Raw genomic sequence first — 13,826 nt, 5'->3', positions numbered from 1 at the left:
CATGACGGCACCTCAGAACCAGAATGAAGCCGTGCTGAAGATCGAAGGCCTGACGGTCAACTTCCGCACGAACGCCGGGATGGTCGAGGCCGTGCGCGGCGTCGATATCCACGTCAACCGCGGCGAGACGGTCGCTATCGTGGGTGAAAGCGGCTCGGGCAAGAGCCAGACCATGATGGCGGCGATGGGGCTCCTAGCGTCCAATGGCATCACCGGCGGGCGCGTTCTTTACCGGGACCGGAACATCCTCGGCCTGAAGACGGGTGAGTTGAACCAGGTGCGCGGCAAGAAGATCACCATGATCTTCCAGGAGCCGATGACCTCGCTTGATCCGCTCTACACCATTTCCCGCCAGCTTTGCGAGCCGATGGTGGAAAATGGTGGCCTGAGCTGGGCCAAGGCAAAGGCGCGGGCGCTGGAGCTGCTCAAGCTCGTCAATATCCCTGAGCCGGAGCGCAAGCTGAAGTCCTATCCCTATGAGCTGTCCGGCGGCCAGCGTCAGCGCGTGATGATCGCCATGGCACTGGCCAACGATCCGGACGTGCTGATTGCCGACGAACCGACGACGGCGCTGGATGTGACGACGCAGGCGCAGATCCTCGATCTTCTGGCAGATCTGCAGAAGCGGCTGGGCATGGCAGTGGTGTTCATCACCCACGACCTCGGCATCGTGCGCCGGATCGCCGACCGCGTCTACGTGATGCGCAAGGGCGAGGTGGTGGAAGAGGGCGCCACGGCGAAGATCTTCGACACGCCCGCCCACGACTACACCCGCATGCTGCTGGATGCAGAACCGGAAGGCACCAAGGCACCGGTGGATGCTTCGGCGCCGGTGGTGATCGAGGGGCAGAAGGTGTCGGTGGAGTTTGCTCTTGGCGGCGGGCTGCTGACGAAGCCTTTCATCCTGAAGGCGGTGAACGACATCTCGCTGACCGTGCGCAAGGGGCAAACCCTTGGCATCGTGGGCGAGAGCGGCTCGGGCAAATCGACGCTGGGCCGGGCGCTGCTGGGGCTGATGCCTGCACAAGGGCGCGTGTTCTTCAACGGCAATCGCATCTCGGACAAGAGCAAGGCGGAGCTGCGGCCGCTGCGAAAGCACATGCAGCTCGTGTTTCAGGATCCGTTCGGTTCGCTCAGCCCGCGTATGACCGTGGGCCAGATCATCACCGAAGGGCTGCTTGTGCATGAGCCGGGACTGAGCGCTGCAGAACGCGATCGCAGGGCCTGTCAGGCGCTGGAGGAGGTGTCGCTCGATCCCGTGATGCGCAACCGCTATCCGCACGAGTTCTCCGGCGGCCAGCGCCAGCGCATTGCGATTGCCCGTGCCATGGTGCTGAAGCCGGACCTCATGGTGCTGGACGAGCCAACCTCGGCACTGGACCGCACGATCCAGAAGCAGATCGTGACGCTGCTGCGCGACCTGCAGAGCGCCCATGGGCTGACGTATCTGTTTATCAGCCATGATCTCGCCGTGGTGCGGGCCATGTCCGATACGGTGATGGTGATGCAGCACGGCAAGATCGTTGAGGCCGGGCCTGCGGCAGATGTGTTCGAAGCGCCGCGGGAAGAATACACCCGCCGTCTGATTGCGGCTGCAATGCTGCCAACGGCGCATGCGCAGGTGTGAGCCGTAAAGAAAAGACCGCTCCCGGTGAGTGCCGGGAGCGGTCCTGAAGTGTGAAGGGCGGTTGGGGGTTATCCCTTCGCGGCCTCTGCGACCATGACGGACAGCGGCGTTGTCGGCCGGCCTGTCAGGCTGGAGAGCGTCTTGCTGTTGTCTTCCAGATCGCCTTTGGCGGTGCAGGTGTCGCAGTCGGCCAGGATTGCGGCAAAGCCCTCCGGCAGGCCGACCTGCACGAGAACATCCTTGTAGGCAGCTTCCGTGAGATTGGTGTAAGCGACCGGCTTGCCCGATGCGCGGGAAAGTTCAGCCGCATAGTCCGCCTTGCTGAAGGATGTGTCGCCGGCCAGTTCATAGATGGTGCCGGAAGGCGCGCCCTTGCGCAGGACTTCTGCTGCTGCGGCGGCATAATCGGCGCGGGCGGCGGCGGAGATACGGCCTTCTCCCGAGGCGCCAACGACCCCATGATCGATCTCGGCCTGCACAGCCGAGAGGTAGTTCTCGATATACCAGCCATTGCGCAGCAGGACGTAGTTGAGGCCCGAGGCCGTGAGCATGTCTTCGGTGGCTTTGTGCTCACCAGCAAGGATCATGCTGGACTGCTGGGCGCGCAGAACGCTGGTGTAGAGAACAAGGCCCACACCGGCAGTCTTGGCGGCGTCGATGACGGCCTTGTGCTGCGGGATGCGCTGACCGACTTCGCTGCCGGAAATGAGCAGGAGGCGGTCAACACCGGAGAGGGCGGGGGCGAGGGTTTCCGGCTTTGAATAGTCGAAGGCCACCACTTCCACACCGCGTGCGGCCAGATCGGCCACCTTTTCCGGAGACCGGACGAGCACGCGCAGCGAGACTGCCGGTTCGGTGGCGAGAAGGTTCTCTACGACGAGGCGGCCAAGCTGGCCAGAGGCACCGGTGATTGCGAGTTTCATATACGGCTCCATCTACTGATTTGCTCCGGCGGGCCGCCGGATCTGTGTGATGAGGCAGATATGAGCTATATACTTTCTTTTTGAAAGTACATACAATTTGGTAAGTTAGTGATGTGCATGCCCGAAAGGGCGTGTCATTCAGGAGAAAAGATATGGAAAACAACGGGTTGGATAGAGGTGAAAAAATCTCTGACGAAACCGTGCAGGTGGATTTCGAGCCGGATCTGGTCACGGGTCAGCCGCTTTCTGAGCTGATGCGCCGGGGCGCACTGTTCAGCGTTGCCTGTCCATCGCGGGAAATTCTCAATCACCTGACCAGCCGCTGGGGTGTGCTGATCCTTCTGGCGCTGCTGGAGGGCACGCACCGCTTCAGCGAGCTGCGCCGCAAGGTCGGTGGTGTGAGCGAGAAGATGCTGGCGCAGACGCTGCAACAGCTTGAAGCAGATTGCATGGTTGACCGGGTGTCTCTGCCAGTGGTGCCACCGCATGTGGAATACAGCCTGACGCCGCTGGGGCGGGAAGCCGCCGACCGGGTCAAGACGCTGGCGGACTGGCTGGAGGTGAACACGCCAAACATCATGGCGGCCAAGGCGGAGCGAACGAGCCGCTGAAGCAGGTTGATTCAGTGAAGAGGCAGGGGGCGACACTTTTCGGGTCTTTTTCCTCTTCGTTGACACTGCGCACTAAGGTGGCGGCTTGAAGGTGCCATAGGTTCGTTTCTGGCGGTCAGGGCAGGGGCTTCTCCGGCAGCGGGCTTCATCAGGAGGGGGATATATGTCCGAAGCAACTACCAGCTCTCGGCCCGGTGAGATCGAGACAGCACGCAAGGAGGTTGAAGCCGCTCTTGTGCAAAAGGCCCTGGAGGATGCTGACTTCCGGGTGCGTCTTGTTCGCGACCCGCAAGGCACTCTGAAAGAGCTGCTGGGGTTCAATCCCATTCCGGGTTACGCCATTAGGGTAATTGAAGAACAGCTTGGTGAGGTCGTTCTTGTGCTGCCGCGCCCGTTGGAGATTGACGAGTTGCCGGATGAAGTGCTCGATCTGGCAGCCGGGGGATGATCCCCGGCTTGATGGTAAAAACACTGGCGAGCGCGACTGCGATCGTTGTGAAGAAGTGTGAGCGCTGAGGGCTGAAGCTTAGCTGCTGTGGGCGGCCCGCCAGCCTGCCGCAATGGCTTCGGCTTCCGTGCAGAACCAGCGCTCGCCCTTGTTTTCGTTGATGCTGGTGCGGGCGTAGGAGGCGGACCAGGGCATGTGATAGATGCGCCCGTTCTTGGAGATGTTCCCCTTGATCGGGCAGTCCCTTCCGGCATCCGCAGAAGCCTGCGTCTGCCGGTTGGCGCTGGCATTCTGCCACTTGGCTGCCCTGAAATCCCACGGTGCCTGAGCTGTGCCTGCAAACAGGCCCACTTTGGCGGCGCGCGCGCGGGTTTCCTCGGCAACGTAGCTAGAGGAATAGCGGATGAATGCGAAGGCGTGTCCGCTTTCCACCATGGCGGCGTTCACGTTGAGCGCGCCGGAATAGCAGGTGCCCAGACGGCGGCCGTAGTCGTCACGCGTGGCGCCCTTGCAAACAACCGGTCCGTTTGCAAGAAATGTTCTGAGTGCATCTGCCGCCTCTTTGCCGCAACGGTACTCCTGACCTGTTGGCGTCAGGCAGCGTTGTGCCAGTTCCGGCGCATCAATTCCCTCAAGGCGGATTTTCTCGCCGTTCAGCACAATCGTGTCGCCGTCCGTGACCTTGAGCGTCTGAAGTGCGAGAGGAGCTGCGCCACCGGTGACACATGTGGCGATGACCAGTGCGCAAAGCGGAAGGCGGCTCCGGAGGGAGGTCCGGATTTCTTTCATTTTCAATGCGATAATCCCGGAATCAGGCGTGGCTGAAACAGCGTCGCGGAAAGTGTGGGGAGCAGGGGTTAACGGCTTGTTAAGATCTGGCGCCCGGTTTTAAGGACGCACGGATTTCGCCGATGTGAGCGCGAGGAAGCCCAGAACGCAGCGCGCCGGAATTGGTTCCAGCTAATAAACCAAGAAAAATATTTTTTTATTTGCCCGGATGCATTGCTCACGGGCGAGAAGACGCCTATTTTGCATCCGGAGCGAGCTGCTTTCCTGCGGCTCCGAAAGGGCTTGGCCCGCATGTTTGAATGCAGCCGGGCCGCACCACAGCTTTCCTTAAGGAGGATTTGCCATGTCTTTCGAACTTCCCGAACTGCCGTATGCCTATGACGCCCTTGGCCCCTACATGTCCAAGGAGACGCTTGAGTATCACCACGACAAGCACCATCAGGCCTATGTGACCAACGGCAACAACCTGCTGAAGGACAGCGGCCTGGAAGGCAAGTCGCTGGAAGAGATCGTCAAGGAGAGCTTCGGCAAGAACGCCGGCCTCTTCAACAACGCCGGCCAGCACTACAACCACATCCATTTCTGGAACTGGATGAAGCCGAACGGTGGCGGCAAGGCCATTCCGGGCGCTCTGGCCAAGGCCATCGACAGCGATCTGGGCGGCTATGACAAGTTCCGCGCCGACTTCATCGCCGCCGGCACCACGCAGTTCGGTTCCGGCTGGGCCTGGGTTGCCGTCAAGGATGGCAAGCTGATCATCTCCAAGACCGCCAACGGCGAAAGCCCGCTGGTGCAGGGCGCATCTCCGATCCTCGGCGTCGACGTTTGGGAGCACTCCTATTACATCGACTACCGCAACGCCCGCCCGAAGTACCTCGAGGCCTTCGTCGACAACCTGATCAACTGGGACTACGTCCTGGAAATGTACGAAGCTGCAACCAAGTAAGGTTCTGTTTCGTTGAAAGGCCCGGCCCTGCGCCGGGCCTTTCTGTTTTGGCTGAACCTAACCTGCCTGCGGCCCTTGAGTTTTGTCTGCGATACATATCTCGTTGATAGAGTGTCTGGACAGTGCATCTCCTGGTAGATTTTTCTTCCTGTAAAAGGCTATGAGCCTCCTGAATTGAGTTACAAGGATGCAAAAATGCGTACTGCCGGGAATGTTATCTGGTTTGTGTTTGGTGGGGCGATAACGGCTCTCATCTGGCTTTTGGGAGCTGCCATCTTCGCAGTTTCAATTGTCGGGCTGCCGCTGACTCGCGCAGCCATCGAGATGGCAAAACTCTCTGCATGGCCGTTTGGCAAAGAGATTGTGCATATTCGCGATCTTGACGGTCAGGGTTTGACCGCGAAGACCGCTGCCACTGGCACAATAGGTTTTATATTCAACGTGATCTGGCTTTTGAGCTTTGGTTGGGTCCTGTTTCTCGCCTATGTCTTCGCAGGCATCATCAATTGTCTGACCCTTATTGGTATTCCTCTGGGATTGCAGGCTTTCAAGCTTGCTGCCATTTCGCTGTGGCCTGTCGGACGCCGTGTCGTCTCCGCCGAACTGGCCGATCTTGCGCGCCGAGACCGTGCGGCATCGCAACTGGCCGCATACCGTGCAAATGCGTGATTATCTGACACGGTACTCAAGCCGTTTCAGGATATGATGCCACAGATCCGGGCCCGGCCTCGTGCCGGGCCTTTTGGCATTGAAGGGGAGGCTGAGAGCATGACCATCCGGCTGCGTGGACATCATCTGCTTTGCATGCTGACCTTCGTCGGGGAGGGCTATTCCCCGCGCTTTGTGGCCAATTATGCGAAGGTGATCCGGCGGATGAGAGCGGGGAGCCTATCCTGATCGTTCGCGGACCAGATGACATCTGCGCGCCGCTGTTGGGAGAGGATGGCCCGCATTGTCATAAGGATACGGTGCTGGAGCGTGACCGGCTGGCACTCGAGGGCGTAGGGCAGTTGCTGGGCAGGGGCCTTGTGCCCGGAGATGAGCTGAGACTTGATGAGGCCACGTTGCGCAGCTTCAAGCATGGGTTTGCCTCGGGCGAGACGCGTCAGGCCTGTGGCGGCTGCGAATGGTCTTCCCTTTGTGACAGGGTTGCCCAGAGTGGTTTCGAGGGGACCAGACTCCTGAGCGTACGCAGCGCCTAAGGCAGGCAAGACTTGATTCGGATGGGCAGTCCAGCGATCAAGGTTCTATTGTGCACTGCAAAATAAAAACGTCATTCAATGAATCCGACGCCGTCCGAAAGTGATGGTTTGCCGCGCTCCTCTTCGGCCCTGCAGCAGGCAAAAGGGCTCAGTCTTGCGAATATGGCGAAAAATGGTCCTTGTGGGCTTGTGCCTGATTGGAACAGTGTCTAACTCGATCAAAAATCTTAACTCTCGGCGGCTACACTGAGAGTCCCGATCTGCATGTATTGGCAATTTGCCCTAGCCGAAGAGTGAGCATGACACCCGCCGCACTCGACACCACCATCCTCGCAGTGCTTGCGCCCTTCGCGGCTGCAATCATCGCACCAATCGCCACCAAAGCGCTGAAGCACAATGCGGCCTGGCTGCTTGCCATCGTGCCGCTGCTGATCTTCCTGCACTTCACCCGCTTCGTGCCGGGTGTGTCTGAAGGCGAAGTCTACACTATCGCGAAGGAATGGGTGCCCGCCTATGGCGTCACCCTTTCTTTTTATCTGGACGGGCTTTCGACGCTGTTTGCGATGCTGATCTCCGGGATCGGCACCTTCATCATTCTGTATGCAGGAGGCTACCTGAAGGGGCATCCGCAGCAGGGCCGGTTCTTCTCGTTCCTGTTCATGTTCATGGGGGCGATGCTGGGGCTGGTGACGAGCGACAACCTGTTGTCGCTGTTTATCTTCTGGGAACTGACCTCGATCACGTCCTTCCTGCTGATCGGTTTTGATCATCTCAGGGCCGCCTCTCGCCGTGCTGCGCTGCAGGCGCTGCTGGTGACCGGTGGCGGCGGACTGGCGCTGCTGGCTGGCTTCCTGCTGATCATGCAGGTGACCGGCATGTCGCAGATGTCGCAGGTGCTGGCGGGCGGCGATGTGCTGCGCAACAGTGGCCTCTATCTGCCAATCCTCATCCTCGTTCTGGGCGGCGCCTTCACCAAATCGGCGCAGTTCCCGTTCCACTTCTGGCTTCCCAACGCCATGGAAGCTCCGACCCCGGTGTCGGCATTCCTGCACTCGGCCACGATGGTGAAGGCTGGCGTCTACCTGCTGATGCGTATGCATCCCGCCCTTGGTGGCACCGAAGTCTGGATGACCGTTCTGCCGCTGTTCGGCGGGATCACGCTGCTGGTGGGGACGATCCTTGCTGTTCGCCAGACCGACCTGAAGCTGATGCTGGCCTATACGACGGTCGCCTCACTCGGCCTTCTGGTCATGCTCACCGGCACAAGTTCGCAGAAGGCGCTGGAAGGGGCCGTGCTCTATCTGCTGGCGCACTCCCTGTTCAAGGGCGCTCTGTTCATGGTCGCCGGTATCATCGACCATGAGACGGGTACGCGCGATGTGACGAAACTGGGCGGATTGCGCAAGGCGATGCCGATCACCTTTGCGGCCGCTGCGCTTGCCGGGCTTTCCATGGCCGGCCTGCCGCCGTTCATCGGCTTCATCGCAAAGGAAGTGCTGTATTACGGCACCTGGGGCCTTTCCAGCGGTGCACTGCTTGTCACGGCGGTCGCTGTGGTGGGCAATGCGTTGATGCTGGTGATTGCGGCCGCTGTTGCGATCAAGCCGTTCTTTGGACCTGAGGTGCATACGCCCAAGCATGCCCACGAAGGCCCGGTGCTGCTGTGGGCCGGTCCGGTGGTCCTGTCGCTGACAGGCCTTGCCGCTGCTTTGCTGGCTCATTCAACGGGTGAACTGTTCATCGGGCCGATGCTGTCGTCTCTGGTGGGCTCGCAGACGGCTGTAGAGCTGCATCTCCTGCCCGGCTACATCTCCGCGCCGCTGATCCTCTCTATCATTACCGTGGCGCTGGGGATCGGGCTGTTCCTGATACTTGGCCGCTTGCGTGCGGCCGTAGCCGGCGTGCTGAAAGCCATCGGCTGGGGACCCGACAAGGGCTTCGATCAGTTTGTGGCTGCCATCGTGAAGCTCTCCACCGGCATCACCCGCTTGCTGCAGGGCGGCTCGATGCAGACCTATATGGCCGTTGTGTTCCTCGCCACGGGCGCTGCGCTGCTGTTGCCTGCGGTCTTTGCCAATGGCATGCCGCAGGTTCCTGAGTGGCCGGAGTTCCGCTTCTATGAGTGGGCCGTGATCCTGATCGCAGTGGCCGGTCTTGGTGCGGTTCTTGTGGCAAACACCCGGCTGACAGCGATCGTGACGCTTGGTATCCAGGGCTTTGCCGTGGCGCTGATCTTCATGCTGTTTGGCGCGCCGGACCTGAGCTTCACACAGTTCATGGTTGAAACGCTGTCTGTGGTGATCCTCGCCCTCGTCATGACCCGGCTCAATCTGTCGCCGCGTGACCATCGCCCGATGGTTGCACGGATTGTCAGCGTAGCAATTGCGGCCGCTGTTGGCCTTGGCTTCACGCTGGTGCTTCTGGCGATCACGCAACAGCCGTTCGATACGCGCCTGTCTGACTTCTTCAGCCAGTACAGCCGCGTGATCGCGCATGGGCGTAACATCGTCAACGTGATCATCGTCGACTTCCGCGGCTTTGATACGCTGGGCGAAATCTCGGTGGTGGTGCTGACGGGTCTGTCCGTGCTGGCTCTGATCCGCATCCGCACCAAGCCGGATGCGTCAGCTCCCAAGGGCGGCAAGTCCCCGAAAGCCAAGACGGTGGAGGCACGCTGATGCGCACGATCATCTTCCGCACATTTGCGCCCTATATCGCGGCTCTGATGGTGCTGTTCTCCATCTTCGTGCTGTTGCGCGGCCACAATGAGCCGGGCGGGGGCTTCATCGGCGGCCTGATTGCGGCCTCTGCCCTGGCGATCTACGGCATCGCCTGTGGTGTGGACGGTGTCCGCAGGGCCATCGGTGTGCATCCAATGAGCCTTGCAGCCTTCGGTTTGCTTCTGGCTGCCGTTGCCGGACTGCTGTCGGCCTTCATGGGGCAGGCTTACATGACCAGCCAATGGGCTACGGTTCATGTCTTTGGCACGGCGGTGGACCTGTCCACCCCGATGTTCTTCGACATCGGAGTTTATCTTGTCGTGGTGGGTGCCATCGGCTCCATCGCGCTCGCGCTTGAGGAAAGGGAGAGCGACTGATGGAAGCTGGACTGTCCATCCTCATCGGCCTGTTCTTCACCGTGGCCGTTTATCTGATGCTGTCGCGCATGTTTGTGCGGATGCTGATCGGCGTCGTGATCCTCGGCAATGCGGTCAACATGCTGATCTTCGTCAATGGCCGGCTGACCCGCGAAGTGCCGCCGCTGATCCCTCTCGATCAGGCGACAGTGACGCAGGCAACCGCCAATCCGCTGCCGCAGGCCCTGGTGCTGACGGCCATCGTGATTTCTTTCTCCTTCTTCGCCTTCCTGCTGGTGCTGGCCTACCGCACCTATCAGGAACTGGGCACCGATGACGTGAACGACATGCGCATCGCCGAGCCCAAGGGTGAAGCCGGTCCTCCGCAGGGGTACTGATCCATGGCCGGAACTTCCTATTCGGTTGATATTTCGCAGGCGATGACCACCGCGCCGGCAACGGCTGCGGACTGGCTCGTCATCGCGCCTTCGATCCTGACGATCATTGGCGGCTCGCTGTGTCTCATGATGCGCAAGAATACCAGCTTCCAGCCGAAGCTGGCGCTGTTCTTCCTCGGCCTGCTGGTGCTGACGACCGGCGCGCTGCTGGTGCATGTGCTGAAGACCGGTGTCGTCACCATGGTGATGGGCAACTGGCTGCCGCCTTTCGGCATCGCTTTCACGGCCGATCCTCTTGGGGCAACGCTCGCCTTTATCGCCTCTGTCGTGGCCTTCTGTGCAGGGCTGTACGGGGCAGGGACAATCGACACCTCCGGACGGCGCTACGGGTTCTATCCTTTCCTGCTGTTCCTCATGACCGGTGCCTGCGGCGCTTTCCTGACCGGCGACATTTTCAACATGTATGTCTGGTTCGAGGTGCTTCTGATCTCGTCCTATGGTCTTCTTGTGCTGGGCAACGGTAGGGCGCAGTTGGATGGCGCCGTGAAATACGGTGTGCTGAACCTGCTCGGCACGAACCTGTTCCTGATCGCCACGGGCCTGCTTTATGGCCACCTCGGCACATTGAACATGGCCGATGCCGCCATGAAATTGGCGGACGCAGCCCCTCTGGGCCGGTGATGACCATCGGTGCCCTGTATTTCCTGGCCTTTGCCATGAAGGCTGCAGCCTTCCCGGTGAACGCCTGGTTGCCTGCCTCGTATCACACCCCAAGCGTTGCGGTTTCTGCGATATTCGCCGGTCTTCTGACCAAGGTGGGCGTCTATGCGCTGCTGCGCGTCATGGTGATGCTCATGCCGGCGGTCCGTGCGGACATGAGTGAGGTGATTGCCTGGGTGGCGGCCCTGACAATGCTGGTGGGCATCATTGGCGCGCTGGCGCAGTCCGACGTCCGGCGTCTGCTTGGCTATCTGGTCATTTCCGGGATTGGGTCAATGCTGGCTGGCCTTGCCATGGGGACACCTGCGGCGATCTCCGGCGCCATCTTCTATGCAGTGCATTCGATCATTGTCATGACGGCGCTTTATCTGACTGCGGGTGTGATGGCATCCATGTGTGGCAGCAATGATCTGCGCAAGCAGGGCGGCCTTTACAGCGAGAGCCCGGCTCTTGCAGCAGTGTTCCTGATCCTTGCCTTTGCCGTGTCCGGCCTGCCGCCCTTCTCGGGCTTCTGGCCAAAGCTGATCCTCGTTGACGCCGCGCTTGAGACCGGCTGGTCGTGGCTGGCGGCAGCCATCCTGGTGACCGGTTTCCTGACTTCGATGGCCGTTGGCCGCGTGTGGATCTATGCGTTCTGGCGTGGCGGGCCCGAGGGGACGGCAGACGGTAGTCTAGTAGGCCTTAACGGCGGTGGAGCCGCCGTGGTTGCCGGGCAGGCCTCGGGTCTTGCTTCTCCGGCCCTCTGGATCCCGATTGGCGCACTTACAGCGCTGGTCATCCTGTTTGGAGTTGCCCCGGAGTGGCTGATGAATATCACCATGCGTGGTGCCAGTGGCCTTATTGATCCGGCTGGTTACTTCCTGTCTGTCTTCGGAGGCGCAGCATGAGCAGCCTGTTCCTCGTCAACATCCTGCTGGCTGTCGCATGGGGGCCGTGACCGGTTCCTTCTCGGTGGTCAATCTCGCATTCGGCTATGTGCTGGGGCTCGGGGCTCTCTATCTGATCCGGGAACAGATCAACACGGGCGGATATTTCCGCCGTGCTTCGCGCGTCATAGGGCTGATCCTGCTTTTCCTCTATGAGCTGGTCATCTCGGCCTGGCGCGTGGCACGGATTGTGGTGCGCCCGAAACTTGACCTCAATCCGGGTTTCATCGCGTTTCCCCTGACGGTCGAAAGCGACTTCGAGATTGCGCTTCTCGCCAATCTGATCACGCTGACGCCGGGCACGCTCTCGGTGGATGTCTCCGAGGACCGGAAGGTGCTCTACATCCACTGCATTGATGTCCCTGACCCTGAGGGGACCATTGAAGACATCCGCAACGGTTTTGAACGCAAGATCATGGAGGCCTTCCGTTGAGCCCGCTTGACCTTTTTGCCGAAAACTTCCTCGCGGTCTGCATCCAGATTTCTCTGGTGCTTCTGGTCTTCACCTTTGCCATGACGGTGGTGCGCACGGTGCTCGGACCGAGCCTTCCGGACCGGGTCGTCGCCCTCGACATGCTGGTGGCCACGGCGATCGGCTTCATCGCCGTCATCGGCATTTCGACCGAATTCTATCTCTACGTGGACATTGCCATCACGCTTGGCCTTGTCGGTTTCCTCAGCACGGTGGCGCTGGCGCGTTTCATCCTGAACCGGGGGCAGGTCGGTGATCCGACCATCTCCGCAGAGGTGAAGGAAAATCTCGCCCGCAGAAAGGCCGGAAAATGAACGCGGCAATCGAAATTGCAAGTGGCTTGCTCATGGTCGCCGGGGCGCTCTTTGCGGCGGCTGCGGCAGTCGGCATTATCCGCTTTCCTGACGTCTTCTCGCGGATGCATGCTGCTTCAAAGGCCGGCACGCTGGGATCTGGTCTGATGCTGATTGCACTGGCCCTGCACGCCGGGGAACTGGATGTAATCACCAGAGCAATCGCGGGTGTTGTCTTCTTTCTGCTGACTGCCCCTATTTCCGCTCATCTGGTTGCCAAAGCGGCTCTTGCGGCTGGATACCGCCCCTGCGCGATAACCAAAATGGACGTTCTCGCTCCGCTTCTTGATCAGAGAAAGAAGCAACCAAAGAGCTGATTTGCCTGCCCTGCAGGGCAGGAGAGGCAAGTGCTTGTTGCAAGGCCCGGTGTTACGCACCGGGCCTTACTTTGCGCTGGCAAGTGTCGGGTTGGTTAAAGCTAGCAAAGCCGGACTCGATGCAGCCAAAGGTTGGCTCTGCCTGGAATGCGGGAATGCCGCAAGTGGATCGCACTACTGCGGGTTTTTACCACAATATGGACAAATTTGGACTACAGATAACGGAGGTGTTTCGTTGAAAACAGGCCGTTTTACTTTTTCTTGTTTGTTAGGGCTTGTCCAATGAATGAAGCATCTATATAAGCACGAATACGTTGCCTCTGCATAAGAATCAAAATTCTCGCGTCGCGCTTCCCAAGTAAGCTTTTGCTGCAAAGCGTCGATTGTTGAAGACCTTCGGTTTGTGCAGGAATGCGAACACGCGATAAATTTACGAGATGGGTGAGAAATGACTGATACTCCGGTAGATGCAAACCTGATCGACCTGACCGCTGAGATTGTTTCCGCTTACGTGAGCAATAATACCGTTGCGGCAACTGAGCTCCCGAGCTTGATCAACGAAGTTTACGGTGCATTGCAGCGTACGTCTGGCGCCCAGGTTGAGCCTGAGCCGGAGCCGCTGAAGCCCGCCGTTCCGGTCAAGAAGTCGGTGATGCCGGACTACATCATCTGCCTGGAAGACGGCAAGAAGTTCAAGTCGCTGAAGCGTCACCTGCGCACGCACTATGACATGACCCCGGAAGAATACCGCGAGAAGTGGGATCTGCCGGCCGACTATCCGATGGTTGCTCCGAACTACGCTGCTGCGCGTTCTGAACTGGCCAAGAAGATGGGTCTGGGTCAGCAGCGCAAGCGCGTCAAGTAACTGGCAGCCCCACTTTGTGGGGGTGATTTTGAGGCCGCTGCGGGAAACCGCGGCGGCCTTTTGCATTTTCGGGTCAAGTCTCTGAAGAAAGCATGCGGCCCTCGCAAGAACGCTCTTCCTGCGCATGGAGGCACTGAAAGTGCGGCCCTCCTT

Annotated in this window: 13 protein-coding genes and 3 pseudogenes; 14 read left to right on the top strand and 2 right to left on the bottom strand. The window is 59.9% G+C overall.

Annotated features, from left to right (window positions below; translation table 11 throughout):
• Position 1 precedes the first annotated feature (1 nt).
• On the top strand, positions 2-1,627 hold the full coding sequence (locus ACQB61_RS12660) for an ABC transporter ATP-binding protein (protein WP_430512895.1): 1,626 nt from the start codon (positions 2-4) through the stop codon (positions 1,625-1,627).
• 68 nt (positions 1,628-1,695) lie between these two features.
• On the opposite strand, the gene ACQB61_RS12655 is transcribed toward ACQB61_RS12660, so the two are convergent.
• Positions 1,696-2,550 (bottom strand): SDR family oxidoreductase, encoded by an 855-nt coding sequence (locus ACQB61_RS12655; protein ID WP_430512894.1) that lies wholly within the window; start codon positions 2,548-2,550, stop codon positions 1,696-1,698.
• Positions 2,551-2,804: 254 nt separating this feature from the next.
• Here ACQB61_RS12655 and ACQB61_RS12650 point away from each other — a divergent pair, with 254 nt between their 5' ends.
• Together ACQB61_RS12650 and ACQB61_RS12645 are read left to right on the top strand one after the other, a co-directional pair.
• Positions 2,805-3,161: a winged helix-turn-helix transcriptional regulator gene (locus ACQB61_RS12650; RefSeq protein ID WP_430514364.1), complete on the top strand. Its 357-nt coding sequence runs from the start codon at positions 2,805-2,807 to the stop codon at positions 3,159-3,161.
• 163 nt (positions 3,162-3,324) lie between these two features.
• Positions 3,325-3,609, top strand: coding sequence for an NHLP leader peptide family RiPP precursor (locus ACQB61_RS12645; RefSeq protein ID WP_430512893.1), 285 nt, complete (start codon positions 3,325-3,327; stop codon positions 3,607-3,609).
• Between the two features lie 78 nt (positions 3,610-3,687).
• Here ACQB61_RS12645 and ACQB61_RS12640 read toward each other — a convergent pair whose 3' ends face one another.
• A complete protein-coding gene (locus ACQB61_RS12640) occupies positions 3,688-4,398 on the bottom strand; it encodes a thermonuclease family protein (RefSeq protein WP_430512892.1) in 711 nt (236 codons plus the stop codon).
• A 343-nt stretch (positions 4,399-4,741) separates the two neighbouring features.
• Between ACQB61_RS12640 and ACQB61_RS12635 the strand changes: the two genes are divergently transcribed.
• The 11 genes and pseudogenes from ACQB61_RS12635 (at position 4,742) to ACQB61_RS12585 (ending at position 13,673) form a co-directional block, all read left to right on the top strand.
• Complete coding sequence (locus tag ACQB61_RS12635) at positions 4,742-5,344, top strand: superoxide dismutase (RefSeq protein WP_430512891.1); 603 nt, start codon at positions 4,742-4,744, stop codon at positions 5,342-5,344.
• A 195-nt stretch (positions 5,345-5,539) separates the two neighbouring features.
• Entirely contained in the window at positions 5,540-6,013 is a 474-nt protein-coding gene (locus tag ACQB61_RS12630) for a YccF family protein (protein WP_430512890.1), read from the top strand.
• A 99-nt stretch (positions 6,014-6,112) separates the two neighbouring features.
• Positions 6,113-6,546 (top strand): annotated as a pseudogene (locus tag ACQB61_RS12625) (DUF1284 domain-containing protein).
• A 299-nt stretch (positions 6,547-6,845) separates the two neighbouring features.
• Positions 6,846-9,224, top strand: a complete 2,379-nt coding sequence (locus ACQB61_RS12620) for a putative monovalent cation/H+ antiporter subunit A (protein ID WP_430512889.1) — start codon at positions 6,846-6,848, stop codon at positions 9,222-9,224.
• Entirely contained in the window at positions 9,224-9,643 is a 420-nt protein-coding gene (locus ACQB61_RS12615; RefSeq protein ID WP_334251264.1) for a Na+/H+ antiporter subunit B, read from the top strand. Before ACQB61_RS12620 ends, ACQB61_RS12615 begins: the two co-directional genes overlap by 1 nt.
• Entirely contained in the window at positions 9,643-10,020 is a 378-nt protein-coding gene (locus ACQB61_RS12610; RefSeq protein ID WP_050471095.1) for a Na+/H+ antiporter subunit C, read from the top strand. The genes ACQB61_RS12615 and ACQB61_RS12610 overlap by 1 nt, the downstream gene beginning before the upstream one ends.
• 3 nt (positions 10,021-10,023) lie before the next feature.
• Positions 10,024-11,627, top strand: a pseudogene (locus tag ACQB61_RS12605) (Na+/H+ antiporter subunit D).
• Positions 11,624-12,099 (top strand): annotated as a pseudogene (locus ACQB61_RS12600) (Na+/H+ antiporter subunit E). Before ACQB61_RS12605 ends, ACQB61_RS12600 begins: the two co-directional pseudogenes overlap by 4 nt.
• The gene (locus ACQB61_RS12595) at positions 12,096-12,452 is read left to right on the top strand and encodes a cation:proton antiporter (RefSeq protein ID WP_430512888.1); all 357 of its coding nucleotides are present in this window, start codon (positions 12,096-12,098) and stop codon (positions 12,450-12,452) included. The pseudogene ACQB61_RS12600 and the gene ACQB61_RS12595 overlap by 4 nt, the downstream one beginning before the upstream one ends.
• The gene (gene mnhG, locus ACQB61_RS12590; RefSeq protein ID WP_430512887.1) at positions 12,449-12,808 is read left to right on the top strand and encodes a monovalent cation/H(+) antiporter subunit G; all 360 of its coding nucleotides are present in this window, start codon (positions 12,449-12,451) and stop codon (positions 12,806-12,808) included. Before ACQB61_RS12595 ends, mnhG begins: the two co-directional genes overlap by 4 nt.
• A gap of 448 nt (positions 12,809-13,256) precedes the next feature.
• On the top strand, positions 13,257-13,673 hold the full coding sequence (locus tag ACQB61_RS12585; RefSeq protein ID WP_019962770.1) for a MucR family transcriptional regulator: 417 nt from the start codon (positions 13,257-13,259) through the stop codon (positions 13,671-13,673).
• Positions 13,674-13,826: the final 153 nt, after the last annotated feature.

Source organism: Pannonibacter phragmitetus (genome assembly GCF_050510895.1).
GTDB classification, from domain to species: Bacteria; Pseudomonadota; Alphaproteobacteria; order Rhizobiales; family Stappiaceae; genus Pannonibacter; species Pannonibacter phragmitetus_B.
The sequence above is the reverse complement of the archived record's forward strand: the minus strand, read 5'-3'. Positions and strand labels throughout refer to the sequence as shown.

Coding starts and splice junctions, on each gene's coding strand:
- ACQB61_RS12655 (WP_430512894.1), bottom strand. CDS start 2,550: ATGAAACTCGCAATCACCGGTGCCTCTGGCCAGCTTGGCCGCCTCGTC.
- ACQB61_RS12630 (WP_430512890.1), top strand. CDS start 5,540: ATGCGTACTGCCGGGAATGTTATCTGGTTTGTGTTTGGTGGGGCGATA.
- ACQB61_RS12650 (WP_430514364.1), top strand. CDS start 2,805: ATGCGCCGGGGCGCACTGTTCAGCGTTGCCTGTCCATCGCGGGAAATT.
- ACQB61_RS12615 (WP_334251264.1), top strand. CDS start 9,224: ATGCGCACGATCATCTTCCGCACATTTGCGCCCTATATCGCGGCTCTG.
- ACQB61_RS12585 (WP_019962770.1), top strand. CDS start 13,257: ATGACTGATACTCCGGTAGATGCAAACCTGATCGACCTGACCGCTGAG.
- ACQB61_RS12610 (WP_050471095.1), top strand. CDS start 9,643: ATGGAAGCTGGACTGTCCATCCTCATCGGCCTGTTCTTCACCGTGGCC.
- ACQB61_RS12640 (WP_430512892.1), bottom strand. CDS start 4,398: ATGAAAGAAATCCGGACCTCCCTCCGGAGCCGCCTTCCGCTTTGCGCA.
- mnhG (WP_430512887.1), top strand. CDS start 12,449: ATGAACGCGGCAATCGAAATTGCAAGTGGCTTGCTCATGGTCGCCGGG.
- ACQB61_RS12660 (WP_430512895.1), top strand. CDS start 2: ATGACGGCACCTCAGAACCAGAATGAAGCCGTGCTGAAGATCGAAGGC.
- ACQB61_RS12635 (WP_430512891.1), top strand. CDS start 4,742: ATGTCTTTCGAACTTCCCGAACTGCCGTATGCCTATGACGCCCTTGGC.
- ACQB61_RS12645 (WP_430512893.1), top strand. CDS start 3,325: ATGTCCGAAGCAACTACCAGCTCTCGGCCCGGTGAGATCGAGACAGCA.
- ACQB61_RS12620 (WP_430512889.1), top strand. CDS start 6,846: ATGACACCCGCCGCACTCGACACCACCATCCTCGCAGTGCTTGCGCCC.